This is a genomic window from Kaistia sp. 32K (genome assembly GCF_016629525.1).
GTDB lineage: Bacteria > Pseudomonadota > Alphaproteobacteria > Rhizobiales > Kaistiaceae > Kaistia.
This window is the reverse complement of record NZ_AP024269.1, coordinates 36,357-58,839: the sequence shown is the minus strand read 5'-3', so window position 1 is coordinate 58,839 and position 22,483 is coordinate 36,357. Positions and strand designations below refer to the sequence as shown.

19 protein-coding genes are annotated in these 22,483 nt (G+C 67.0%); 9 read left to right on the top strand and 10 right to left on the bottom strand.

Annotated features, from left to right (window positions below; genetic code table 11):
- Window positions 1-24: 24 nt before the first annotated feature.
- From K32_RS00235 to K32_RS00220, 4 genes are read right to left on the bottom strand one after another with little or no spacing between them, the layout of a single operon-like run.
- The gene (locus tag K32_RS00235) at window positions 25-1,044 is read right to left on the bottom strand and encodes an ABC transporter permease (RefSeq protein ID WP_201402098.1); all 1,020 of its coding nucleotides are present in this window, start codon (window positions 1,042-1,044) and stop codon (window positions 25-27) included.
- Entirely contained in the window at window positions 1,041-2,027 is a 987-nt protein-coding gene (locus K32_RS00230) for an ABC transporter permease (RefSeq protein WP_201402097.1), read from the bottom strand. The genes K32_RS00235 and K32_RS00230 overlap by 4 nt, the downstream gene beginning before the upstream one ends.
- A complete protein-coding gene (locus tag K32_RS00225; protein WP_201402096.1) occupies window positions 2,024-3,544 on the bottom strand; it encodes a sugar ABC transporter ATP-binding protein in 1,521 nt (506 codons plus the stop codon). The genes K32_RS00230 and K32_RS00225 overlap by 4 nt, the downstream gene beginning before the upstream one ends.
- Window positions 3,541-4,404: an amidohydrolase gene (locus K32_RS00220; protein WP_201402095.1), complete on the bottom strand. Its 864-nt coding sequence runs from the start codon at window positions 4,402-4,404 to the stop codon at window positions 3,541-3,543. Before K32_RS00220 ends, K32_RS00225 begins: the two co-directional genes overlap by 4 nt.
- Window positions 4,405-4,735: 331 nt before the next feature.
- Between K32_RS00220 and K32_RS00215 the strand changes: the two genes are divergently transcribed.
- Entirely contained in the window at window positions 4,736-5,743 is a 1,008-nt protein-coding gene (locus K32_RS00215; protein ID WP_201402094.1) for a MarR family winged helix-turn-helix transcriptional regulator, read from the top strand.
- A gap of 213 nt (window positions 5,744-5,956) precedes the next feature.
- Here the strand turns inward: K32_RS00215 and K32_RS00210 are convergent, their stop codons facing one another.
- Genes K32_RS00210 through K32_RS00200 form a run of 3 tightly spaced genes read right to left on the bottom strand, consistent with a single transcriptional unit; the run spans window position 5,957 to window position 8,897 of the window.
- Window positions 5,957-6,910 (bottom strand): nucleoside hydrolase, encoded by a 954-nt coding sequence (locus K32_RS00210; RefSeq protein WP_201402093.1) that lies wholly within the window; start codon window positions 6,908-6,910, stop codon window positions 5,957-5,959.
- A 32-nt stretch (window positions 6,911-6,942) separates the two neighbouring features.
- Window positions 6,943-7,872 carry an ABC transporter permease gene (locus tag K32_RS00205; protein ID WP_201402092.1) on the bottom strand — a complete coding sequence of 310 codons (930 nt, stop codon included), beginning with the start codon at window positions 7,870-7,872 and terminating at the stop codon, window positions 6,943-6,945.
- Window positions 7,869-8,897, bottom strand: coding sequence for an ABC transporter permease (locus tag K32_RS00200; RefSeq protein WP_201402091.1), 1,029 nt, complete (start codon window positions 8,895-8,897; stop codon window positions 7,869-7,871). Before K32_RS00200 ends, K32_RS00205 begins: the two co-directional genes overlap by 4 nt.
- 77 nt (window positions 8,898-8,974) lie before the next feature.
- On the opposite strand from K32_RS00200, the gene K32_RS00195 reads away from it, so the two are divergent.
- Window positions 8,975-9,166 carry a type II toxin-antitoxin system HicA family toxin gene (locus K32_RS00195; protein WP_201402090.1) on the top strand — a complete coding sequence of 64 codons (192 nt, stop codon included), beginning with the start codon at window positions 8,975-8,977 and terminating at the stop codon, window positions 9,164-9,166.
- 15 nt (window positions 9,167-9,181) lie between these two features.
- The gene (locus tag K32_RS00190) at window positions 9,182-9,589 is read left to right on the top strand and encodes a type II toxin-antitoxin system HicB family antitoxin (RefSeq protein WP_201402089.1); all 408 of its coding nucleotides are present in this window, start codon (window positions 9,182-9,184) and stop codon (window positions 9,587-9,589) included.
- A 5-nt stretch (window positions 9,590-9,594) separates the two neighbouring features.
- Here K32_RS00190 and K32_RS00185 read toward each other — a convergent pair whose 3' ends face one another.
- Both K32_RS00185 and K32_RS00180 read right to left on the bottom strand, forming a co-directional pair.
- The gene (locus tag K32_RS00185; protein ID WP_201402088.1) at window positions 9,595-11,139 is read right to left on the bottom strand and encodes an ABC transporter ATP-binding protein; all 1,545 of its coding nucleotides are present in this window, start codon (window positions 11,137-11,139) and stop codon (window positions 9,595-9,597) included.
- A gap of 199 nt (window positions 11,140-11,338) precedes the next feature.
- On the bottom strand, window positions 11,339-12,352 hold the full coding sequence (locus K32_RS00180) for a BMP family ABC transporter substrate-binding protein (protein ID WP_244669748.1): 1,014 nt from the start codon (window positions 12,350-12,352) through the stop codon (window positions 11,339-11,341).
- Between the two features lie 171 nt (window positions 12,353-12,523).
- Here K32_RS00180 and K32_RS00175 point away from each other — a divergent pair, with 171 nt between their 5' ends.
- On the top strand, window positions 12,524-13,363 hold the full coding sequence (locus K32_RS00175; protein ID WP_201402087.1) for an SDR family NAD(P)-dependent oxidoreductase: 840 nt from the start codon (window positions 12,524-12,526) through the stop codon (window positions 13,361-13,363).
- A gap of 15 nt (window positions 13,364-13,378) precedes the next feature.
- Here K32_RS00175 and K32_RS00170 read toward each other — a convergent pair whose 3' ends face one another.
- Entirely contained in the window at window positions 13,379-14,923 is a 1,545-nt protein-coding gene (locus K32_RS00170; RefSeq protein WP_201402086.1) for an MFS transporter, read from the bottom strand.
- Window positions 14,924-15,077: 154 nt separating this feature from the next.
- On the opposite strand from K32_RS00170, the gene K32_RS00165 reads away from it, so the two are divergent.
- From K32_RS00165 to K32_RS00145, 5 genes are all read left to right on the top strand, one after another.
- Window positions 15,078-15,935: a LysR substrate-binding domain-containing protein gene (locus K32_RS00165; protein WP_201402085.1), complete on the top strand. Its 858-nt coding sequence runs from the start codon at window positions 15,078-15,080 to the stop codon at window positions 15,933-15,935.
- Window positions 15,936-16,233: 298 nt separating this feature from the next.
- Window positions 16,234-17,532 (top strand): extracellular solute-binding protein, encoded by a 1,299-nt coding sequence (locus K32_RS00160; RefSeq protein ID WP_201404280.1) that lies wholly within the window; start codon window positions 16,234-16,236, stop codon window positions 17,530-17,532.
- Window positions 17,533-17,627: 95 nt separating this feature from the next.
- Window positions 17,628-18,545, top strand: coding sequence for a carbohydrate ABC transporter permease (locus tag K32_RS00155; protein WP_371813058.1), 918 nt, complete (start codon window positions 17,628-17,630; stop codon window positions 18,543-18,545).
- Complete coding sequence (locus tag K32_RS00150; protein ID WP_201402084.1) at window positions 18,542-19,384, top strand: carbohydrate ABC transporter permease; 843 nt, start codon at window positions 18,542-18,544, stop codon at window positions 19,382-19,384. The genes K32_RS00155 and K32_RS00150 overlap by 4 nt, the downstream gene beginning before the upstream one ends.
- Window positions 19,385-19,446: 62 nt before the next feature.
- Window positions 19,447-22,470, top strand: a complete 3,024-nt coding sequence (locus tag K32_RS00145; RefSeq protein ID WP_201402083.1) for an alpha-mannosidase — start codon at window positions 19,447-19,449, stop codon at window positions 22,468-22,470.
- Window positions 22,471-22,483 lie beyond the last annotated feature (13 nt).

Here is a 22,483-nt window from a genome sequence, read left to right as displayed (position 1 = left end):
CGGTGTCCACTTCGCTTGAAAACGCTACCTCTGACTGCGGGCATAGATCGCGTTGGTCGCGATGATCGAGACGATGAGCAGCAGGCCCATGACGGTGAGCTGCGCGTTGATGGCGATGTTGGCGACGGTCATGCCGGTGGCGATGATGACGAGCAGCCAGGCGGCGAGGAAGGTGCCGAGGATCGAGCCGCGGCCGCCGAAGATATAGGTGCCGCCGAGCATGACGATCAGCACCATGGTGAGCTCGGCGCCGGAGGCGAGGTCGTAGCGCACCGAGCCGAGCCGCGAGGCGACCATCAGGCCGGCGATCGAGCTCGTGATCCCCGAGGCGATGAACAGGCCCATCTTGATGCGGCGGACGCGGATGCCGGCATGGATGGCGGCGATCTCGCTGGTGCCGATCTGGTAGATCTGGCGGCCATAGATGGTGATGCCGAGGAACAGGCCGAGCAGGAGAGAGGCGGCGACGAAGACGAGCACGGGCACCGGCACGATGCCGACCATGCGGTAGTCGATGCCGACGAACCAGCCGGGAAAGCCGCCGATCGACTTGTCGCCGGCCAGCACCTGCGCCAGGCCGCGATAGAGGATCAACGTGCCGATGGTGACGATGATCGACGGCAGCCGCAGCACGGTGACGAGGAAGCCGTTGAAGGCGCCCATGACGAGGCCGGCGAGCAGGCTGACGCCCATGGCGACTGGCATCGGCAGTCCCGCCTTGAAGGCCGTGCCGAACAGGCAGGCGGAGAGCGCCATCTGGGCTGCCGGCGACAGGTCGATCTCGCCGGAGATGATGACCAGCGTCAGCACCAGCGCGACGATGGCGAACTCGATGTAATAGGTCGAGCTCTCCAGGATGAAGCCGAGATCGGCGAAGAAGGGCGACAGATGGCTGGCAACGATGGTCGCCAGCACGAGCAGCAGCAGCGTCACCGTCTCCGGTCGGATCAGCAGCACCTGCCAGCGCGGCCGCGGCGCCGCCGCCTCGCGGACGACGATGCGCGGCGTGGTCGAAGCGACAGGGGATTTGTCGATGGAGTTCATGCGCCACCTCGGGCGAGCAGGCCGCGCAATCCGCCCTGGCGGACGGTGCGGTCGATGACGAGGGCGATCAGGATGATCGCGCCATAGATGGCGTTCTGCCAGAAGCCGGAGACGCCGAGGATCGGCAGGGCCACCTGCACGGAGCCGAGCAGCAGCACGCCGAGCACCGTGCCGAGCACCGACCCGACGCCGCCATTGATCGAGACGCCGCCGATGACCACCGCCGCGATGACGGTGAACTCGAAGCCGACGCCGGTAATGCCGGGGTTCACATAGCCGAAGCGCGCCGCATAAATCAGACCGGCCAAGCCGGCGAGCGCGCCGGAGAGGGTGAAGACCAGGATCGTCACCGGCATGACGCGGATACCGCGCAGCGGGGCGGCGGCCGGGTTGGAGCCGATGGCGTAGATCTGGCGGCCGACCTGCGTGTAGGTCAGGAACAGCCAGGTCGCGAAGGCGACGGCAAAGGCAATGATGACGATCCACGGAATGTCGATCGGCGAGGTCTGCGCCATGCGGATCAAGGGTTCCGGAATATCGTTCGGATCGATCTGTTTCGAGCCGGACAGGATGAACAGCAGGCCGCGATAGAGGCTCAACGTGCCGAGCGTCACGATGATCGACGGCAGCCTGAACACGGTCACGACCAGGCCGTTGACGAAGCCGAGTGCCGCGCCCGACAGCACGCCGACGGCGAAGCCGACAGAAAGCGGCCACTCCGGATGATCGCGAAAGATCATGCCGGCGGCGATGGCCGAGAAGCCGAGGATCGAGCCGATCGAGAGGTCGACGTTGCGCGAGACCAGCACCATCATCTGGCCCATCGCCGCGACCAGGATCAGCGGCACGGCGAGCAGCACGATCCGGAGCGTGTCGACGGAGACGAAGCGCGGCTGGATCAAGCCGACGACGGCGACGAACAGCACGAGCATGACGAGGATACCGGCCTCGCGGGCGCGGAACAGGCGGGCGATCGAATTCATGCCGCGGCTCCCGAAACCGTATGGCGGCCGGAGCGCGGCACGGCGGCATGCATGATCGCCTCCTGGCTCGCCTCGGCGCGCGGGATGTCGGCCGTCAGCTTGCCTTCGGACATGACGAGGATGCGATCGGACAAGGCGAGCAACTCGGGGAGTTCGGAGGAAATCAGCAGGATGGCGCGGCCGCTGGCGGCGAGTTCGCCGATCCGGTCGTAGAACTCGGCCTTGACGCCGATGTCGATGCCGCGCGTCGGCTCGTCGAGGATCAGGATATCCGGCTCGGCCAGCAGCCAGCGGGCGAGGATCGCCTTCTGCTGGTTGCCCCCCGAAAGCTCGCCGATCGGCTGGCGTACGGTGGCGAGGCGGATCGAGAGCTTGTCGACCGATTCCTTCGCCAGCCGCTTCTCGACGGCGCGGCGGATGATGCCCTTCGGCGCGATCTGCTTGGGCACGGCGGCGGTGATGTTGGTCTCGACCGAGAGCGAGCGGAAGATGCCGGCGATTGCGCGATCCTCCGAGACGAAGGCGATGCCGTGCGCGATGGCGTCGGTCGGCTCGCGGATCTCGGCCGGCTTGCCGTCGATCTCGATCGTGCCGGAGGCGGCGGGCGCGACGCCGAAGATGGCGCGGGCGACATCGGTGCGGCCGGCGCCAACGAGGCCGCCGAGGCCGACGATCTCGCCCTTGCGGACGTCGAAGGAGATGTTCTCGAACCGGCCCGGCAGCGTCAGCGCACGCACGGAGAGGGCCACGTCACCGACATGACTGGTGCCGCGATGCAGATAATCGGCAACCGGCCGGCCGATCATGCGGCGGATGATGTCGGCATCGGAGAGGCTCGCGGTCGCCGCCGTCTCGATCTTGTCGCCATCGCGGAAGATCGTGACGCGGTCGCAGATGGCGCGCACTTCTTCCAACCTGTGCGAGATGAAGATGATCGTCCGGCCCTCGTCGCGCAGGCGGCGGACGATGGTGAACAGCGTCTCGACCTCCTTCGGCGTCAGCGCTGCGGTCGGCTCGTCCATCAGGATCAGCCGGCTGTCGGAGGCGAGCGCGCGGGCGATCTCGACCATCTGCTGGTCGGCGATCGAGAGGCCCCGCATCGGCGCGGTGACATCGATCGGCACGTTCAGGAGGCCCATCAGGCGACGGGCTTCCCGGGCGAGTTCGGCCCAGCGGACGCGACCGAGCGGCTTGCCGCCAACTTGGCCGATGACGAGGTTTTCCGCCACCGACAGGTCCGGGAACGAGATCGGCTCCTGATGGATCAGCGTGATGCCGAGGCGCTGCGCGCCGATCGGCGAACCGATCTCGACGACCTTGCCGCCGAGCTCGATCGTGCCGCGCGTCGGCCGGTGCACGCCGGCGAGGATCTTGGCGAAGGTCGATTTGCCCGCGCCATTCTCGCCGAGCAGCGCATGCACCTCGCCCGGCATCAGGTCGAGATCGACATTGCGAAGAACCTCGACGCCGCCGAAGGATTTCGAGATGCCGCGCGCCGAGACAAGCGGCGCTGTCATCGCGCCGCCTCCAGACGGTAGAAGCGGACGGCGTTATCGCGCCAGAATTTCTGGCGCTCGGCGTCGGAGGCCGAGGCGAGGACGCCGTCGAGCAGCTCGACCCAGCGGCGGTACTCGATCGCCTGCACGGCCACCGGCCAGTCGCCGCCGAACATCACGCGGTCGAAGCCGAAAGCGTCAATCGCCACCTCGACGTAGCGCTTCAGCTCGTCGTCGGTCCAGTTGGCGTGATCCGCCTCTGTCGCAACGCCGGAGATCTTGCAGGAGACATGCGGCAACTCGGCCAGCTGGTGCATCTGGCTCCGCCACGGCTCCATCACGCCATCTGATATCGCCGGCTTGCCGATATGATCGAGGATCATCGGCACTTCCGGGATCTGGGCCGCGAATTTCAGCACGTTCGCCATGTGGCGATGGTCGACGCAGATGTCGAAGGAGAGGCCGAAATCGGCCAGCGTGCGCACGCCCTCGATGAAATCCGGCCGCAAGCAGAAATCGAGATCGGGCTCGAACTGGATGATGCGACGGATGCCGCGCAGGATATCGTGGCGGGCCAGGCGCTCGAGCTCGGGCGCGACGGCGCGGCCCTTCTCCAGCGGCGCCCAGGCTACCAGCCCCTTGATGCGCGGATCGATTTTGGCGAGTTCGGCGACCCAGTCCGCCTCGTCCTGATACTGCGCGGGATCGACCTCGCACTGCAGGAACACCATGGCCTCGACGCCGAGGCCCTCGCTCGCCGCATTATAGCGATCGAGCCCATAGGCCTGGTCGAGCACGGGATTGCCGTCGAGCCAGGCATAGCGAAGCTTGTTCGGATCCCAGAGATGCAGATGGGTGTCGACGATCGGCGCGCGCGGCATCAGAGGCCACCCGTCCAAACAGCCACGACAATAGATCCGCTGTCCTTGCGCACGCACTTCCCTCCCGTCCACGGCATCCCTCAATGCCGCAAGGGCGCCTCCACCCGCGCCCTTTCCTCATGTAAACGTCAACATGCCACGCCGCAGGCGTCAAGCGACATTCGCGCAACGTGACATGGTTTTCGAGCGAGGCTATTGGCATCGCGTTCCAACAAGCCTTTCATATGCCTTCGCTTCTTTCCAATCCCGCGGCTGAAGGAAGGCCGGGCGGCGCTTCCGAGGTGAATGGAAACGTTACACAGTCCGAGGTTCCTCTGGACAAGAGGCATTCATGATAGTTGTATTGTACAACTATCATGACAATGGGGATCCCGACGTGCCCGCCTCATCCGACCTGATCGATGAAATCCGCTCCGCGTCGCGCCAGATCGTCCGCGAGCTCGGCTTCATGGATCCGACGCTGGCGGGCACGGCCTATTCCGCCTCCGCCGTGCATGCCCTGCTGGAAGTCGAACGCCGGGAATCGATGACCGCCGCGGAGCTGGTGCAGGTTCTCAAGCTGGAAAAATCCAGCATCAGCCGGATGATCGGCAAGCTCGTCCGGGCGGGCGAACTGGCGGAAACCGCCGGCGCTGGTGACGGCCGCGTCAAGCCGTTGCGCCTGACCTCGCAGGGCCTCCGCACCGTCGCCGGCATCCATGCCTTTGCGCGAGGCCAGGTGACCGTCGCCCTGGGTCATCTGAACCCGACGGAGCAGCAGGCGGCGGCGCAGGGTCTCTCGGCCTATGCGCGCGCGCTCGCGGCGCGCCATCCGGACGCCGGCGAGACGCCGCAGGCCCCGATCGAGATCGTCGCCGGATACCGCCCGGGCTGGATCGGACGCGTCGCCGAAATGCACGCTGCCTTCTATTCCCGTCACGCCGGCTTCGGCCAGTTCTTCGAAAGCGCGGTCGCCGCCGGCGCGGCTGAATTCTCCGGCCGCCTCGACCACAAGCGCAACCGGATCTGGTCAGCGGTGCGGAACGAACGGATCGTCGGCTCGATCGCGATCGACGGCGAGGACCTCGGCAACGACCAGGCGCATCTGCGCTGGTTCATCCTCGACGACGGTTGCCGTGGCGGGGGCGTGGGCCGCCGGCTGCTCGGCGAAGCGCTGGCCTTCTGCGACCAGACAGGATTCGCGGCCACCCAGCTCTGGACATTCCGGGGGCTCGACGCAGCGCGGCGCCTCTACGAGGCGCACGGCTTCGAGCTAATCAAGGAAGCGCCCGGAACCCAATGGGGCTCCGAGGTCATCGAGCAGCAGTTTTCGCGGCGGAGGCCGGGCGCGGGGGCGTAGCAAGCAAGCCCTGGCTTACCCGGCTTATCTGATCGGTCACCGAGACCGCCTCCCCAAACTCGACCATCATCCTGAGGTGCCCGGCGAAGCCGGGCCTCGAAGGAGGGCCCAGGGAACACCTCGCTGGATCCTCCTTCGAGGCTTCGCTCACGCGAAGCACCTCAGGATGATGGTTGAGCCAGTCGATAGGTCTGAAGCGCTCAGAAGGTTGAATCAACGCCCCTTCATCAGCGCCATGAAGTCAGCCTCGAAGCGCGGGCGATCGACGGTCATGGCGACATTGGCGTTGTGGAACGGGATCGCCGTGCGGCGGCGGTCGGCGACCGTCTGGCCGCGCGTCAGCTCGCCGTGCAGCTCGACATCGACATACATCCGCTCCAGGCCGACCAGGGTCGGATCCTCGGCGACGGCGACGGCGAGCGGATCGTGCAGGCCGCAGCCCTGGATGCCAGGATACATCGTCTTGTAGGCGTCGACATAGAACTGCGTGATCTGCATCAGCGTCTGCGCCGCGTGATCGCCCTCCCGCGAAATCTCGGCCATCATGTCGGTCGAAAGCAGCGTCGTCATCGTGACGTCCATGCCGACCAGCGTCACGTTGGCGCCGGACTGCAGCACGATGTGGGCTGCTTCTGGATCATTGGCGAAATTGGCGTCGACCATCGGCGCGATCGGGCCGTGGATGCCCGGATGCAGGATCGTCGAGCCCATGACGACGATCTCCTTGGCGAGCTTGGCGATCTCGGGCGCCTTGGTGATGGCGAGCGCGACATTGGTGATCGGGCCGACCGGGCAGAGCGTGATCTCGCCGGGGTTCTCCTTGATGATGCGGATCATCAGGTCGATGGCGTGCTCGTCGACAGCCTTGATCTTCGGCTTGGGAAGCTCGACGTCGCCGAGCGCGTTGGAGCCATGGATATGGTCGGCCATGCGCTTATAGGGGCGGATCAGCGAGCGGGCGACGCCCTGCGCCACCGGGATCTCCGGACGGCCGAGCAATTCCAGGATCTTCAGCGTGTTCTCGGTCGCGATCACCGTGTCGGTATTGCCGAAGGTGGTGGTCAGCGCCTCGAGTTTGATGCCCGGACGGCGCACCGCGTAGAAGATCGCCATGGCGTCGTCGACGCCGGTGTCGACGTCGAGGATCATGCGGCAGGTTTCGGTCATGGCGGGGTCCTTGGATTGCGACGGCAGGCCGGTCAGGCGTGCGCGGTAAGGGTCTCGGCGGCGCGGCGCTTCAGCCGCTTGCGATGGCTGAGCGCCAAGGCGAGAAGCGTCACCACATAGGGCACGATGTCGGTCAGCTGGTTCGGCAGGCCCTGGCTCTGCAGGCGGACGGAGAGCGCATCGGCGACGCCGAACAGCACGCAGGCGAGCGCCGCCCAGAGCGGATGGTTGCGGCCGAGCATCACGGCGACGACGGCGATCCAGCCGCGGCCGGCGCTCATGTCCTCGGAAAAGATGCTGACGGTGCCGAGCGAAAGCTGCGCCCCGCCAAGGCCGGTCAGGCCGCCGGCGAAGAGGACGGTCAGGACGCGGTAGCGCGTGACGTCGATGCCCATGGTTCCGGCCGCACTCGCATCCTCGCCGACGCCGCGCAGGCGAAGGCCGACCGGCGTGCGGAACATCATGATCGTCACGGCGGCGGTGAGGATCCAGGCGAGCCAGGTGATCGCCGTCTGTCGCGAAAAGATCCAGCCGATCCAGGGGATGGTGTTGATCGCGTCGATGCGGATCTTGGTCAGCCCGACAATGGCGGGATCGGAAAACGTGCCGGAAACGCCGAACATCTGCCGCAGCAGATAGGCGGTGAGGCCCGAGGCGAGCAGGTTCATGCCGATGCAGATCACCACCGCGTCGCCTTTGAACACCGTCGCGCCATAGGCGAGGATCAGCGAGAACAGTACGGTGAACACAATGGCGAACAGCACGCCGCCGAGCGCGCTGCCGGTGGCGTAGCTGCCGACGACGGCCGCGAAGGCGCCGACCAGCAACTGGCCTTCCATCGCCATGTTGAAGACGCCGACCCGGCCGCAAAGCGTGCCGGCGAGCGCCGCCAGCAGGATCGGCGTGATCGACTGGACGGCGGAATTGACCAGCGACGGCGTGATGAAGCTCATCAAACTCATGACGACTTCCTCCCGACGCCGTGGCGTATGGCGAGGAAGAGGATGATGACGGCCTGCAGCACCATGGTGAGGACGCGCGGGATCTCGGTCTCGCGCTGCATGGCGAAGCCGCCCGTCTGCAGCCCGGCGAAGAACAGCCCGGCCGCGATCGCGCCGAGCGGGGCGCCGCCAGCGAGCAGCGCCGCCATCAGGCCGGACCAGGTGTAGCCCGGCGTCAGCAGCGCGCCGTCCTGGTAGCGATAGAGCGAGCCGAGCACAAGGATGGCGCCGACCAAGCCGGCGATGGCGCCGCTGGCGAACATCACCCGGATCTGCTGCGCCGCGAGCCGCACGCCGCCATAGCCGGCGAACTTGGCGTTGAGCCCACGCATGCGGAGCTCGTAGCCGGCGACGGTGCGGCGGTCGAAGAAGACGACGGCGATGGCCACGACGATCATCAGGATCAGGCCGATATTGAGCGGGCCGGCGATAACAGGCAGCCTTGCTGCTTCCGGGATCATCCGGGTCTGGGCGAGGCCGGTCGCCATGTCGCGGAGCGGGAAGCCGACGAGATAGGAGGCGATGCCGATCGCCGGATAGGAGAGCAGCAACGTCGAGATCAGCATCGGGATGCCGAAGCGCGTCTCGCCCCAGGCGGCGAGCGACGCATAGAGGCCGGACGCGATCATGGCGCAGAGGATGCTGGCCGCGATCAGCAGCGGCCCCGGCAGCGGCAGATAGAGCGCGGCAAGCGCCGCCACGAGGCCGCCGATGACAAGCTGACCGTCGCCGCCGAGATTGACCATGCCGCCGCGAAGCGGAAGGGCTGCGACCAAAGTCATGCCGACCAGCGGCACGGCCCAGTTCAGCGTGTTCGGCCAGTTCGACGGCGCCAGCGCGCCGACGAGGATGGCGCGATAGGCGGCGACGGGATCGCCGCCCGAGGCGAGCACCAGCAGCCCGCCGATGAGAATGCCGATGCCGATTGCCAGCGGCACGGCCGGGATACGCGGCAACCTCGTGGTCCGCACGCTCTGCTCGCTCATGCGGCCTCCGTTTCCGGGGACTTGACCCCAAGAGATTCATGCGCCCATATAGGCGCATAGGCCGTGGGGAGCCTGGGATGGATCTCGAACTCGATCGCGCCAAGATCATCGCGCGACTGACCCGCGAGGGCTGGGAACTCTATCGGCACGGCGCCGACCACGACATCTATCGCCACCCGGCGCATCCGCATCCGGTTATCCTGCCGCGTCATCGAACGCTGACGCCGGGCGTGGCCCGCAACATCGCCAAGCTCGCCAGCTGGCGCTGAGAAGGAATGAAAATCATGCCCCGCTATGTCGCGCTGGTGGATGGAGAGGCCGGAGTCTATGGGGTGTCGTTTCCCGATCTTCCGGGCTGTGTCGCCATGGGCCGCACAGTCGACGAGGCGCTCGCCAACGCGGCCGACGCCCTGCGCGATTGGATCAACGTGACAGAGGAAAAAGCGGGCGTGCCCCCGCCGCGCTCGCTTGAAGCGATCCGCAGGGATGCTGATACGATCGAGGCGTTGCGGGAGGGCGCAAGTCTCGCCATCGTGCCTCTGGTCCGCGACACCGGCCGGCCGGCCAAAGCCAATCTCTCGATCGATGTGGGCATCCTTGAGGCGATCGACGAAGAAGCGGCGCGGCGCAGACTGACGCGCTCCGCAATGGTCGAGCTGATGGCGCGCAGGATGCTTTCGGAACTCGTCTGAGAGGCTCATGCGGCCTCCGTGCCGTCGGATAAGTGGGCTTCGCGGACGCGGCCGGCCATCAGCAGGCCGAGGGTTTCCTCGTCCGCTTCGGCCGCTGGTAGCTCCGCCAGGATGCGGCCGTCGAACATGACGAGGACGCGATCCGAGAGCGCCAGGATCTCGGTCAGCTCGGCCGAGACCAGGAGAACGGCGCCGCCGCGATCCCGCTCGGCGACCAGCTGGCCATGGATGAATTCGATGGCGCCGACATCGACGCCGCGCGTCGGTTGCTCGGCGATCAGCAGGGGTGCGGCATGCGAGAGCTCGCGCGCGACGACGACCTTCTGCAGATTGCCGCCAGAGAGCGTGCCGACGGGGAGCTGCTCGGACCCGATCTTGACGCCGAACTTTTCGATCAGCTTCCTCGCATGCGCCGTGACGGCGTTGCCGTCGAGCAGCCGGCCGTTCGACAATGGCGGCTTGCGTTGAAAACCCATGGCGAGATTGTCGGCAGCGGAAGCGGCGAGCGCCGTGCCGGTCGTGGCGCGATCTTCCGGGATATAGGCGAGGCCGGCGTCGCGATGGCGCTCGACATCGGCGCGGGTGACGTCCGTGCCATTGATGGCGACGCTGCCGCCATCCGGAATGCGCAGGCCGGTCAGCGCCTCGATCAGCTCGGTCTGGCCGTTGCCGGCGACACCGGCGATGCCGACGATTTCTCCCGCGCGGATCTTGAGATCGACGCGATCGACCACCGGCTTGCCGCCATCAGTGGCGACCGTCAGGCCACGCGCCTCGAGCACCACGGCGCCCGGATTGGCGGGGCGCTTCTCGACGGTCAGATTCACCGCCCTGCCCGTCATGGCGCGGATGATCTCGCGGGCCGAGGTCTCTGAAGTCACCATGCGGTCGACCACCTTGCCGTCGCGCAGCACCGTGACGCGGTTGGTGATCGCCATCACCTCATGCAGCTTGTGGGTGACGAACAGAATGGTGCGGTCGTCGGCGGTCAGGTGGCGGATGATGTCGAACAGGCCGTCGCGCTCCTGCGGCGTCAGCACGGCGGTCGGCTCGTCGAGGATCAGCACGCGGGCGTCGCGATAGAGCGCTTTCAGGATCTCGACGCGCTGGCGCACGCCGACCGAGAGACGGCCGACGACGGCATGGGGATCGACCTGCAGGCGATAGCGTTCTGCCAGCGCCGCGACGCGCCGCGCCGCCTCGCGCCGGTCGATGAAGCCGAAGCGGGTCGGCTCCATGCCGTAGACGACGTTTTCCCAGACGGTCAGCGAATTGAACAGCTTGAAGGCCTGGTGAACCATGCCCATGCCGGCGCCGATGGCATCCAGCGCGGAGCGATACTGCATCTCGGCGCCGCGCAGCACGATGCGGCCGGCATCCGGCGCCTGCATGCCGTAGAGGATCGACATCAGGGTCGACTTGCCGGCGCCGTTCTCGCCCATCACAGCGTGGACCTCGCCGCGCAACACAGAGAGGTCGACATGGTCGTTGGCGACGAGCGGCCCGTAGCGCTTGACGATGCCTGACGCTTCGAGCTCGATCGTCGACATGGGTGGTGGCGGTTCCGATGTCTTTCGGGAAGGGTCGACGATCATCTTTACTCCGTCATCCCCGCCAGAGCGGGGACCATTCCGGCCCCGGACATCGCGACGGCCGGATCCCGCTTTCGCGGGGAGACGGCGATGAACGTCCGAGGCTGGCTGGCTTGGCCTTATCCAGGCTTCGATGGGCCGGCGGCCCTTGCTTGACTTACTTCGCGAGCTGCATCGGATCGGCGACCTTCACCGTTCCGGCGATGACCTCGTCGCGCAGCGCCTTCACCTTGGTGATCACGTCCGGGAATTTGACGATCAGGCAGCCCGATTCCTCGAGGCCCGGCTCCAGGCTGGTCAGCGTCATGCCGCCCTCGGCGAGGCCGTAGGTGGCAAACGGCGGCTGGTCGCCCTTGAACAGGCCCGCGACACCCTTCTCGATCACGATGTCGGTGCGCTTCTGGACGTTGTCCATGACGAGGCCCGGCGCCTGCGGGCACTGGTTACTGTCGACGCCGAAGGCCGCCGCGCCCGGCAGGTCTTCCATCGCCTTGAAGATGCCGCCGTTCGAGCCGGCGCCGCCGGCCATGATGCGATCGGTGTTGTCGGAAACCATGACGCTGGCGCGCTGCTGGCCACGGGCCGGATCGGAGAACGGATTGTTGCCGCCGATCCAGAGCGTCGGAGCGATCTCGATCTCCGGCTTCACATGCTTGGCGCCCTCGTTGAACGGGTCGGTGTAGCGATGGATGAAGGGGATATCGAGCGCGCCGATGGCGCCGACCTTGCCGGTCTCGCTGGTCAGCGCCGCCTCGGCGCCGGCGAGGAAGCTTGCCTCATATTCGCGAAACACCGAGCAATGGACGTTCGGCCCCGGCGTCTGCGGGCAGCTGTCGACGAGCAGGAACTTGGTGTCGGGGTAGGACTTTGCGACTTCCGGCAGGATGTCGTTGAACTCGAAGCCGACGGCGATCACCACCTTGGCGCCTTCCTTGGCGGCGGCGTCGAGGTTCTGGCGGATGGTGGTCGGGTCCGTGCTCTCATAGACCTTGGCGGTGGCGCCGACGGTTTCCGCCGCCTTCTCCGCGCCGACCTTGGCGAGTTTCAGGAAATCGTTCACGCCGACCGGATTGGGCGAGACGAAGACGATCAGCGGCTTCGCATCCTGGGCCTCTGCCGCCGTCACCGCCATCAGCGCAGCCGCGCCAGCCAAAAGACCCCGAAGCCTCATCCTACGTCTCCTGCTTGTTGGATGGCCGGAAGATATCGACTCAGACAACGGGCCACAACTGCGATTGACCGCCTATCGATCACGCCTATTCTGCGCGCAGGCGATGCCCCCCGATCGCCCCCTCTGCCCCGCGATCTGGAAGGGCCGGCGCATGCCGGCGAAGGAACCCGAATGTCGAAATACGAGACCCGCCGCCCGGACAAGCCGCTGCCGATCCGCAAGAGCCGCACCTTCCCCGTCCATGCTGGCAAGGGCTTCCTCGTCACCGGCGGCACAGGCGGCATCGGCCGGTCGATCGCGGAGCTCCTGATCGCGCAGGAAGCGCGGGTCGTCATCGCTGACTTGAAGCAGGAGGCGGTCGACGCCACGGTCGAGGCGCTCGGCGGCGCCGCCGGCGGCTGCTTCGGCGTCGTCATGGACGTCGCCTCGGAAGCGGCGGTCGCGGCCGGCGTGGCGAAAGCGATCGACCTGCTCGGCCGGATCGACGGCCTCGTCAATTCGGCGGCGATCGTGCTGCATGCCGATCCGCTGGCGATCTCGCGCGCCGACTGGCAGCGCCAGTTCGAAATTAACCTGTTCGGCGCCTACGACATCTCGCGCCTTGTGGCGCAGCACATGATCGAGCATTCGATCCCCGGCGCCATCGTCTCGATCGCCTCGGAAGCCGGCAAGAAGGGCCATGTCGAGTCGCTCGCCTACAGCGCCTCCAAGGCCGGCGTGATCTCGATGACGCGCATGCTCTCCGAGGCGCTGGCCGCCTATGACATCAACGTCAACTGCGTCTGCCCGGGCGGCGTCGCGACGCCGATGCTGCGCGAGGTCTCCGAGGCCTATTCGTCCTTCACGTCCGAACCGGCACCGGCGATCTTCGACAAGATGCTGTCGGCCCAGCTCGTCCGCCATCTGCAGCCGGTCGAGGTGGCGCGCGTCACCTCGTTCCTGCTCGGCGACGACGCCATGCTGGTGCGCGGCCAGGCGATCAACGCCGACGCCGGCGAAACGCCCTATTGACGTCCGGTTCTCGCCTCACCGCGCGGCCTGCTCCGCCGGGCAGGCCGCCTGGCTCGCCGCGCCGCGGCCGAAGACGAGATAGCTCGCCACCGCCAGCAGCCAGACGCCGATGCCGCCATAGAGCAGGATCCAGCCGAAGCCGTCGACCAGCGCCAGATGGACGACCGCGCCGGAAACGCCATGCTCTGTCGAAACGGCCGTGCCGGCGGCGACCTGCTGCGCCAGCTGGCGCAAAATCGCCGGGTCGACATCGGCCGGCAACGCCGCCTGCAGCGAGGCGCGGACGCCCTCGACGAGCAGGAAGCCCATCAGCGCGATGTTGATGGCGAGCGAGATCATGCGCGCGCTCATGTCGATGCCGGACGCCATGCCGGCGCGCGCGGCGGGGACGGATCCCGTCGTCGTGTTGGTGACCGGTGTGTTGGTGAAGCCGAGGCCGATGCCGGCGAGGACGCAGCCGGGCAGCATCGTCAGCCAGCTCGCATTTTCGACGCCGCTGCCGAGCTTCATGGCGAAGAAGCCGAGCCCGATCAGGATGAGGCCGGCCGGAATGACGAGGCCGGGCCGGTAGCGGAGCGACAGCCGCTCGGCGAGCGGCGGCACGACGAGGGTCGGCAGCGTATAGGCGAGCAGCGCCGATCCCGCCGCCACGCTGTCATAGCCGAGACCGGCCTGAAACCAGATCGGCAGGTAGATCATGAACGGCCAGAAGCTGATGTTCATCGCGGCCGAGCCGATCACCGCACCGGAAAACGGGCGGATCCGGAACACGGTGAAATCGAACATCGGCCTCGGGCTCACCTTCTCGGCGACGAGAAAGGCGAGGAAGCTCGCGACCGACACGGCGAGGATCGTGAGCGCCGCCGGGCTCGCAAAGCCGAGATCCGGGCCCTGGGTGATGAAATAGGCCAGGCAGAACACGGCGACCGACAGGGTGACGATGCCGGGAAGGTCGAGACGGGTTGCCTCCGGATCGCGCGATTCCTCGACGCCGCCGAGCGCCAGCCCCAGCGTGACGAGGCTCAGCGCCCCGTGGATGAGAAAAACCCATTCCCAGCTCCAGACCGCGACGATCGCGCCGCCGACGATCGGGCCGAAGCCGAGGCCGATACCGAAGATGATGCCCCAGGCGCTGAAGGCGAGGCCGCGCGCCCGGCCCTCCTGGAACTGATGCGAGAGCACGGCGACCTGGCAGATAAGCATGGCGCCGCCGCTCATGCCCTGCAGGAAGCGGGCGACGATCAGCACCGAGACGCTTTCCGTCAGCCCGCAGGCCAGCGAGGCGAGGCCGAACGCCGCGATGCCGACCACGAAGACGCGCTTGCGGCCATAGCGATCGGCGATGGTGCCCGTCGCCATCAGCACGGTCGTCACGGCGATCGTGTAGGCGTTCATGATCCACTGCAGCTCGACGAAATCAGCGCCGAGCACCTTCTCCAGCGTCGGCAGGATCGCCGGAACGCTGGAGATCTCCAGCCCGAACATCAGGGAGGAGAGGCTGACGGCGAGGAGAGCGACAAGGCTCCGGCGCGAAAAGGCCGGTTGCGAGGTGGCGGACATGGTTCGGACTTTCGACAGAGGCGCGAGCGGGCATGCGACGCGGAAAGGTGGGCGCTCGGGACGCGGGTGGTTCGGGCCGGACCTTAGCGGGCGCTTGACGACAGCGAAACCGGATGGATATCTATTTCAGGGACAACAATTTCGGATGATCGCCATGATGACGCTGGACGTCGACTCGGTCCGGGCCTTTGTCGCCATCGCCGACTTCCAGAGTTTTACCCGCGCGGCGGAGGCGCTGGGCACCACCCAGGGCGCCATCAGCGTCAAGCTCAAGCGGCTGGAGGACCGGGTCGGCCAACGCCTGATCGAACGCACGCCGCGTTCGGTGCGGCTCTCGGCCCAGGGCGCCCTGTTCCTCGACGGTGCGCGCGGGTTTCTCGCAGCCCATGAGCGGGCGCTCGCCGGGCTCACCGACTGTCGTCGTCACTTCGCGCTCGGCATCGCCGCCCATGTCGCCGGCCCGGAAGTGCCGACGCTGCTGGCGCGGCTCAACGCGCATGATCCCGGCCTGACGATCGAGGTGCGGCTCGACAATTCGCGCGTCCTGCTCGACGCCTTCGACCGCGGCGAGCTGGACGCCGCCATCATCCGCCGCGAGGACGACCGCCGCGACGGCGAGGTGCTGGGGCCGGAGCATTTCGGCTGGTTCGCCGTGCCGCAATTCGAGCACCGGCAGGGCGAGCCGGTGCGGCTCGCAGCGCTTGCCCCCTCCTGCGGCGTGCGCGACATCGCCACCCGCGCCCTCGACGCCACTGGTATTCCCTGGACCGAGGTGTTTCTGGGCGGCAGCTCCTCGATGGTGACCGCCGCCGTCTCGGCCGGCCTCGCCATCGGCGCGTTTTCGAGCCGCCTCGCCCCGCCCGGCACGATCGAGGTCGGCCCGCGCTTCCGGCTGCCGGAACTGCCGCCCTCCGAGATCGTGCTGCATTCGACGCTCACCGACCGCAAGTCGCGCGAGGCGCTGCGCACGCTGGCCGCCGCGTTTCGCGAGCATCGCGGCGGCGCTGCCTGACGGGCTTTTCCCGCGTCTGAATTCGGCGCCGGAGCGACCCTAGGGAAGGTCAGGCTGCCGGCCGCCCTTCTCGCTCACCTCCCCGCGAACGCGACCTCGAACACCCGTGAAAATGGCGGTTTTCTCCGCATTTCAGCAGGAAATCCGTTCCTGTTTCCGGCCGTAATTTTCGCCCCTTGCCCGTATAAAATCGATGTGATTTAATCTTTTTAAGGCACCCGAAAATGGATGTGCCGCAAGAAGAGACGGCCGCGAAAAGCCGTCCGTTCGAGGACACACCCCACGGGAGATTTTCATGATGCGCCTGCGTCTCGTCACCGCGTTGCTGGCCTCCGCCGCCGCGTTCGTCGCCGTCACGGCCCAAGCCCAGAACCTCGTCACCAAGGATCGCGTCGGCCCCGCCGATGCGCCGAAATCCCTTACGCTCCGCCTGACCAATGACGGCCCGACCAGCACCGATCCGGTCTGGGCCGAGGGTTACCAGAAGCTGTTCAGCGAGTTCATCCAGCGCCATCCGGGCTGGCGCATCGATCTCGAGCGCATGTCCGACAATATCGGCCAGGAACAGGCCCGCATGCTGGAGCAGGCGAAGTCCGGCCACGGCCCGGATTGCGCCGCGGTCGACAGCTTCGTGCTCGCCCTCTTCAAGGGCGCCAACGTGCTGAAGCCGCTCGACGAATACTTCACCAAGGAAGAAGTCGCCGACCTCTTCCCGTTCATCCGCGAAGGCATCACCGGCCCGGATGGCAAGATCTACGCCTGGTGGTGGAACACCGACCTGCGCGTCCTCTACCGGAACAAGGAAATCGTTCCGGATGCGCCCAAGGACTGGGCCGAGCTGAAGGCCGCGGCCCTCGCCTCGAAGGAAAAGGGCGGCGAAGGCGTGCTGTTCAACGGCGGCCGCTGGGAAGGCACCACCTTCGACTGGCTCGCCAATTTCTGGGCCCAGGGCGGCAAGCTCGTCGACGACAAGGGCAAGCCGATCTTCGCCGAGGGCGAGAACCGCGAGAAGTTCCTGAAGGCCGTCAACTACTTCAAGGATCTCGTCGATTCCGGTGCTGCTCCGAAGCGCGTCGCCACCATCGTCAATTATGACGAGTTCAACGCGGCGGCTGCGGCCGGCACGGCGGCGCTGTTCATCGGCGGCAACTGGCAGTACGGCCAGCTGAAGAACACGCTGGAGCCGGAAGAGTTCGCCAAGTGGACCTTCTCGGAGATCCCCGGCCCGACCGCCGACCAGCGCTCGACCGGCACCGGCGGCTGGACCTTCGGCGCCTTCTCCAACGATCCGGAAAAGGTCGCCATGTGCGCTGCCGTGATCAAGGAGATCTATGCCGGCCCCGGCAACGCGCTGCAGCAGCAGCTGCCGACGGCCGCCGCCCTCTACGGCAAGTACGACGTCTTCAAGACCGAGGCCAACGAGACCTTCGCCAAGGCGCTGGTCAACGGCCAGGCCCGTCCGGGCGTGCCGATCTATCCTGAGATCTCGAACCAGATCCAGATCATGATGGGCGACGTTCTCTCCGGCACCAAGACGCCGGAAGCGGCTCTCGACGCCGCCAATACCGCTGTCCAGGCCGCCTACGCACGGCTCTGACGCGAGCGACATCCCCGGCCGGCCAGTCCGGCCGGGGACACCGACCGCCGCGTTTGGGCAGGAGTGACAGCATGCAGACGACACAGACCGCTTCGATGGCCATGGGCCGGAGCCTAGCCGGCCCCAGTCTCGGCCGCCGCCTCGAGGCCAATCCCTTCACATGGCTCGTGCCCGTCGCGGTCATGCTCGGCGTCTTCTATCTCTATCCGATCATCGACGTGTTCCGCCTCGGCCTGACCAATGCGAGCCTGGTCGGCAGCAACGAGCAGTATACCTTCGCCACCATCCGGGCGATGTTCGAGAACCCCTCCCTCCTCGGCATCCTCTGGACGACCTTCCTCTTCACCTTCGGCAGCGTCGTCGGCCAGCAGATCTTCGGCCTCGCCATTGCGCTCATCGTCATGCGCGGCGAACGGCGCCAGCTGCCCGGCATGGTCGCGCTGCGCACGATCGTGCTGATCGCCTGGGTCATTCCCGGCATCGCCAACGGCCTGATCTGGCAGATGCTGTTCAGCGAGGCGCCCTTCGGCGCCATCAACAGCGTGCTGCGGCTGATGCACATCTCGCCGGTCGCCTGGCTGTCCGATCCCAACATGGCCATGGTCTCGGCCGTCCTCTCGAATGTCTGGCGCGGCACCGCCTTCTCGATGATCGTGTTCTACGCGGCGCTGAAGGCGATCGACCCGACCCTCTACGAGGCGGCGAGCGTCGATGGCGCCAGCGGCCCCCAGAAGCTGCGCTTCATCACGCTGCCGCAGCTGCGCGCCGCCATCCTGGTCAATTCGATCCTCGTGACGATCCAGACCCTCAATACCTTCGACGCGATCATCTCGCTGACCGGCGGCGGCCCGGGCCGCGCCACCGAGGTGCTGTCGCTCTTCACCTTCAACACGGTGTTCCGCAATTACGACCTCGCCGGAGGCAGCGTGCTCTCCGTGCTGATGCTCGCCATCAGCCTGGTGCTCGCGCTGTTCTATGCGTCGTTCCTGCCGCGCCGGGAGGCTTCCGAATGAACGCCGCAAGCCAAGAGAAACTGGGCGACGCCCTCACCTATCTGATGGCGATCCTGATCGCCGCCTTCTTCCTGACGCCGCTCGCCTGGCTGCTGTCGCTGTCGCTGCGGACGCGGCAGGAGGTCTTCCTCGGCGCCGCGCGCTTCATCCCGAAGCGGCCGACGCTCGACAATTTCGCCCAGATCCTCTCGGATCCGACCTTCCTGCTCTATCTCTGGAACGGGCTGAAGCTGTCGGCGCTCGGCGGCATCGGCTGCCTGCTGGTGGCGGCGCCGGCGGCTTACGCCTTCTCGCGCTTCCGGTTTTCCGGCAAGTCGGCGCTGATGATGGTGATCCTCGCCTTCCAGATGATCTCGCCGCTCGTCATCCTGGTGCCGCTCTACCGCTACATGAGCGCGCTCGGCCTCATCAACAGCCATTTCGGCGTCACCATGGTCTACATCGCCATCAGCGTGCCGATGTGCACCTGGCTGGTGAAGGGCGCCATCGACGGCATCCCGAAATCGCTCGAGGAAGCCGCCGCGATCGACGGCTGCAGCCGCTTCGGCACCTTCTGGCGCATCACGCTGCCGCTTGCCGCGCCCGGCCTCGCCTCGGCCTTCATCCTGATCATGATCCTGAACTGGTCGCAGTTCCTGATCCCCTTCCTGCTCCTGAACAAGGACGCGCAGCTGCCGATCTCGGTGGCGATCTTCAACTTCGCCGGCACGTCGAACTCGTCGTCGACGCAGGTTCTCGCCGCCGCCTGTCTGGTGGCCGTGGTGCCGGCCATCATCGCCTTCCTCCTTCTGCAGCGCATGATCGTCGGAGCCCTGACCGCCGGCGCCGTGAAGGGCTGAACCCAACTCCCATCCCCCTTTCCTGAGCTTTTCTGAGCTTCTTTTTGATACGGAGAATTCCAATGTCCCTGACCCTCCAGCAGCGGCTTGCCCGCATCGACGTCCGCGTCGAAGAACTGGGGTTCTGGCGCGAGCGTGAGACCGTGGCGGTCGACGGCTGGCTGTTCAACGGCTCGCCGCTCGCGATCGGCGGCTTCTGGCCGAAGAAGGACGGCGCCATCGCCTTCGACACGGAAGCCACCGTGCCGGAGCACTGGTCGCTCGCGGATACGCGCCTCCTGATCGACGTCGGCGGCGAGAGCCTGATCACGCTCACCCCGAACGGCGACGGCAGCGAGAAGCGCTTCGGCCTCGATCCCTACCACCAGGAATTCCCCGTCCCCGGCCGCAGCTTCAAGATCCATGTCGACGCCGTCGCCCGCCTGCCCTTCGGCGAGCCGGTGCGCGAGCCGCGCCTGACGCGCGCGCATCTCGCCTGGATCGACCAGCCGGTGCACGAGCTCGGCCTGCTGCTGCGCCAGGTCTCGGAGGCCGCCCACTTCCTCGGCGACCATGAGGTGGTGCCGCATCTGATCACCGCCGCCGAGCAGACCTTCGCCGCGCTCGACTGGCCGTCGGCGACCGAGGACTATGTGGCCCGCACGGCGCCGCAGCGCGGCCAGCAGAAGATCTGGCAGCTGCCGCCGCTGAAGGCGAACCCCGAGGGCCTGCGCCAGGACCATCGCGCCAGCGTGCAGCGCGCGCTCACCGATCTGCGTGAGACGCTGAAGGGCCTGAAGGCGCGCTATCCGCAGCAGGGCAATCTCGGCATCACCGGCCACGCCCATATCGATCTCGCCTGGCTCTGGCCCTATGACGAGACCCGGCGCAAGGCGCGGCGCACCTTCAACACCGCGCTCCGCCTGATGGAGCGCTTCCCCGACTTCGTCTTCAACCAGTCGACGGCGGCCTATTACGCCCAGATCGAGGAAGACGATCCGGCGCTGTTCAAGGAAATCCAGGCGGCAGTGAAGAGCGGCCAGTGGGAGACCATCGGCGGCATGTGGGTCGAGCCCGACACCAACATGCCGACCGGCGAGAGCTTCGTGCGCCAGATCCTCTACGGCCAGCGCTATTTCGAGGAGAAGTTCGGCGTCCGCCACCGCGTCTGCTGGCTGCCGGACTGCTTCGGCTTCTCGCCGGCGATGCCGCAATTGCTGCAGCAGGGCGGCATGGACTCGTTCTTCACCATCAAGGTGAACTGGTCCGAGACCAACAAATTCCCGCATGACCTGTTCTACTGGGAAGGCCTCGACGGCAGCCGCGTGCTGGCGCACACCTTCGACAATCCGGTGCGCGGCTATAACGGCTCGACCGAGCCGGAAGCGATCCTCGGCACCTGGGGCAATTTCGGCGGCAAGACCATCCATAACGAGAGCCTGCTCGCCGTCGGCTATGGCGACGGCGGCGGCGGCGTGACGCCGGAGATGCTGGAGCGTCAGGCCCAGCTCGCCGACTTCCCCGCCATTCCCGCGCTGAAGCCAGTACGCGTCGAGGACGTGTTCGCCCGCATGCACGAGGTGCCGGCGGCGCAGATCCCGGTCTGGCAGGGCGAGATCTATCTCGAGCTGCACCGCGCCACGCTGACGACGCAGAGCCACACCAAGCGCCTGCACCGCCATGCCGAGCGCGCGCTGATCACCGCCGAGACGGTCGCCTCGCTCGCCAACCTCCTGGGCGCCGCCCAGCCGGAAAGCCTGGAGAACGCCTGGCGCAAGGTGCTGAAGAACGAGTTCCACGACATCCTGCCCGGCTCCGGCATCCGCGAGATCTACGACGACGCCGAGCGCGAGCTGGGCGAGGCGCTGGAGACGGGCCTCGACGCCCAGAAGCAGGCGCTCGACGCCCTCGTCGGACAGTTGCCGAAGGGCGATGCCAAGGACGCGCTCGTCCTCGTCAATCCCGACCTGCACGCCCGGCCGGTCCGGGTCGAGCTCGATGGCGAGGTGATCGCGCTCGACGCCGTGGTGCCGCCGCTCGGCATCCTGGTCCTCGACGACAAGGCGACGGCTGCGACCGCCGGCCTCAGCGTCACCAAGAACTCGCTGGAAAACAGCCTGATCCGCGTTACGCTCAACCCGGACGGCACGCTCGCCAGCCTCTTCGACAAGCGCAGCCAGCGCGAGGCGCTGGCCGGCCGCGGCAACCAGCTCTGGGTCTATCCCATGGACAAGCCGCGCAACTGGGACGCCTGGGATCTCGAGGACGACTACGCCAACCACGGCCTGGAGCTGACCTCGTTCGAGAGCCTCGAAGTGGTCGAGAAGGGCCCGCATCGCGCCGCGATCCGGATCGTCCGCCGCTTCCGCGACTCGACCATCACCCAGACGCTGCAGCTCCTCGCCAACTCGCCGCGCCTCGACATCAAGACCGACCTCGACTGGCACGACCGCCGCGTCCTGCTCCGGACCCTGACGCCCGTCGACGTCCGCTCGGACCTCGCCACCTTCGAATGCGCCTTCGGCGTCGTCCGCCGCACCACCCACAACAACACGTCGTGGGACGAGGCGAAGTTCGAGGTGCCGGCGCATCGCTTCGCCGACCTGTCGGAGCCGGGCTTCGGCGTGGCGCTGCTCAACAACGGCAAGTACGGCCACAGCCTCAAGGGCAACGTCCTCGGCCTCAGCCTGCTGCGCGCGCCGATCTATCCGGATCCGCTGGCGGACGAAGGCGAGCAGAGCTTCGTCTATTCGCTGCTGCCGCATCAGGGCGCCTGGCACGAGGGCGGCGTCCGCGAGGAGGCGCTCGACCTGAACCAGCCCCTGCTCGCCACCCGAGCCTCCGGCCTCACCGCCGGCGTCCAGACGCCGATCGCGATTTCCGGCATCCAGGCCGGTCTCGGCGGCCTGAAGGGGAGCGAGGACGGCAAGGCGCTGGTGCTGCGCGTCTACGAGCCGGCCGGCGGCCGCGGCCGCTTCGAGGTCGCGCCGAAGGACGGCTGGCAGCTGTCGGCGCCGGTCAACATCCTGGAGGAACCGGACGACCGCAAGGCCGGCTCGGACCTGCATCCGTTCGAAGTGAGAAGCTGGCTCATCAAGCAGAGATAGGCGACGCCCATCC

What these genes read in the sequence shown, in the direction of transcription:
- K32_RS00155 (WP_371813058.1), top strand. Translation starts at nt 17,628, where the DNA reads ATGGCCATGGGCCGGAGCCTAGCCGGCCCCAGTCTCGGCCGCCGCCTC.
- K32_RS00215 (WP_201402094.1), top strand. Translation starts at nt 4,736, where the DNA reads ATGATAGTTGTATTGTACAACTATCATGACAATGGGGATCCCGACGTG.
- K32_RS00165 (WP_201402085.1), top strand. Translation starts at nt 15,078, where the DNA reads ATGATGACGCTGGACGTCGACTCGGTCCGGGCCTTTGTCGCCATCGCC.
- K32_RS00175 (WP_201402087.1), top strand. Translation starts at nt 12,524, where the DNA reads ATGTCGAAATACGAGACCCGCCGCCCGGACAAGCCGCTGCCGATCCGC.
- K32_RS00180 (WP_244669748.1), bottom strand. Translation starts at nt 12,352, where the DNA reads ATGAGGCTTCGGGGTCTTTTGGCTGGCGCGGCTGCGCTGATGGCGGTG.
- K32_RS00210 (WP_201402093.1), bottom strand. Translation starts at nt 6,910, where the DNA reads ATGACCGAAACCTGCCGCATGATCCTCGACGTCGACACCGGCGTCGAC.
- K32_RS00200 (WP_201402091.1), bottom strand. Translation starts at nt 8,897, where the DNA reads ATGAGCGAGCAGAGCGTGCGGACCACGAGGTTGCCGCGTATCCCGGCC.
- K32_RS00150 (WP_201402084.1), top strand. Translation starts at nt 18,542, where the DNA reads ATGAACGCCGCAAGCCAAGAGAAACTGGGCGACGCCCTCACCTATCTG.
- K32_RS00230 (WP_201402097.1), bottom strand. Translation starts at nt 2,027, where the DNA reads ATGAATTCGATCGCCCGCCTGTTCCGCGCCCGCGAGGCCGGTATCCTC.
- K32_RS00145 (WP_201402083.1), top strand. Translation starts at nt 19,447, where the DNA reads ATGTCCCTGACCCTCCAGCAGCGGCTTGCCCGCATCGACGTCCGCGTC.
- K32_RS00195 (WP_201402090.1), top strand. Translation starts at nt 8,975, where the DNA reads ATGGATCTCGAACTCGATCGCGCCAAGATCATCGCGCGACTGACCCGC.
- K32_RS00160 (WP_201404280.1), top strand. Translation starts at nt 16,234, where the DNA reads ATGCGCCTGCGTCTCGTCACCGCGTTGCTGGCCTCCGCCGCCGCGTTC.
- K32_RS00220 (WP_201402095.1), bottom strand. Translation starts at nt 4,404, where the DNA reads ATGCCGCGCGCGCCGATCGTCGACACCCATCTGCATCTCTGGGATCCG.
- K32_RS00185 (WP_201402088.1), bottom strand. Translation starts at nt 11,139, where the DNA reads ATGTCGACGATCGAGCTCGAAGCGTCAGGCATCGTCAAGCGCTACGGG.
- K32_RS00190 (WP_201402089.1), top strand. Translation starts at nt 9,182, where the DNA reads ATGCCCCGCTATGTCGCGCTGGTGGATGGAGAGGCCGGAGTCTATGGG.
- K32_RS00235 (WP_201402098.1), bottom strand. Translation starts at nt 1,044, where the DNA reads ATGAACTCCATCGACAAATCCCCTGTCGCTTCGACCACGCCGCGCATC.
- K32_RS00225 (WP_201402096.1), bottom strand. Translation starts at nt 3,544, where the DNA reads ATGACAGCGCCGCTTGTCTCGGCGCGCGGCATCTCGAAATCCTTCGGC.
- K32_RS00205 (WP_201402092.1), bottom strand. Translation starts at nt 7,872, where the DNA reads ATGAGTTTGATGAGCTTCATCACGCCGTCGCTGGTCAATTCCGCCGTC.
- K32_RS00170 (WP_201402086.1), bottom strand. Translation starts at nt 14,923, where the DNA reads ATGTCCGCCACCTCGCAACCGGCCTTTTCGCGCCGGAGCCTTGTCGCT.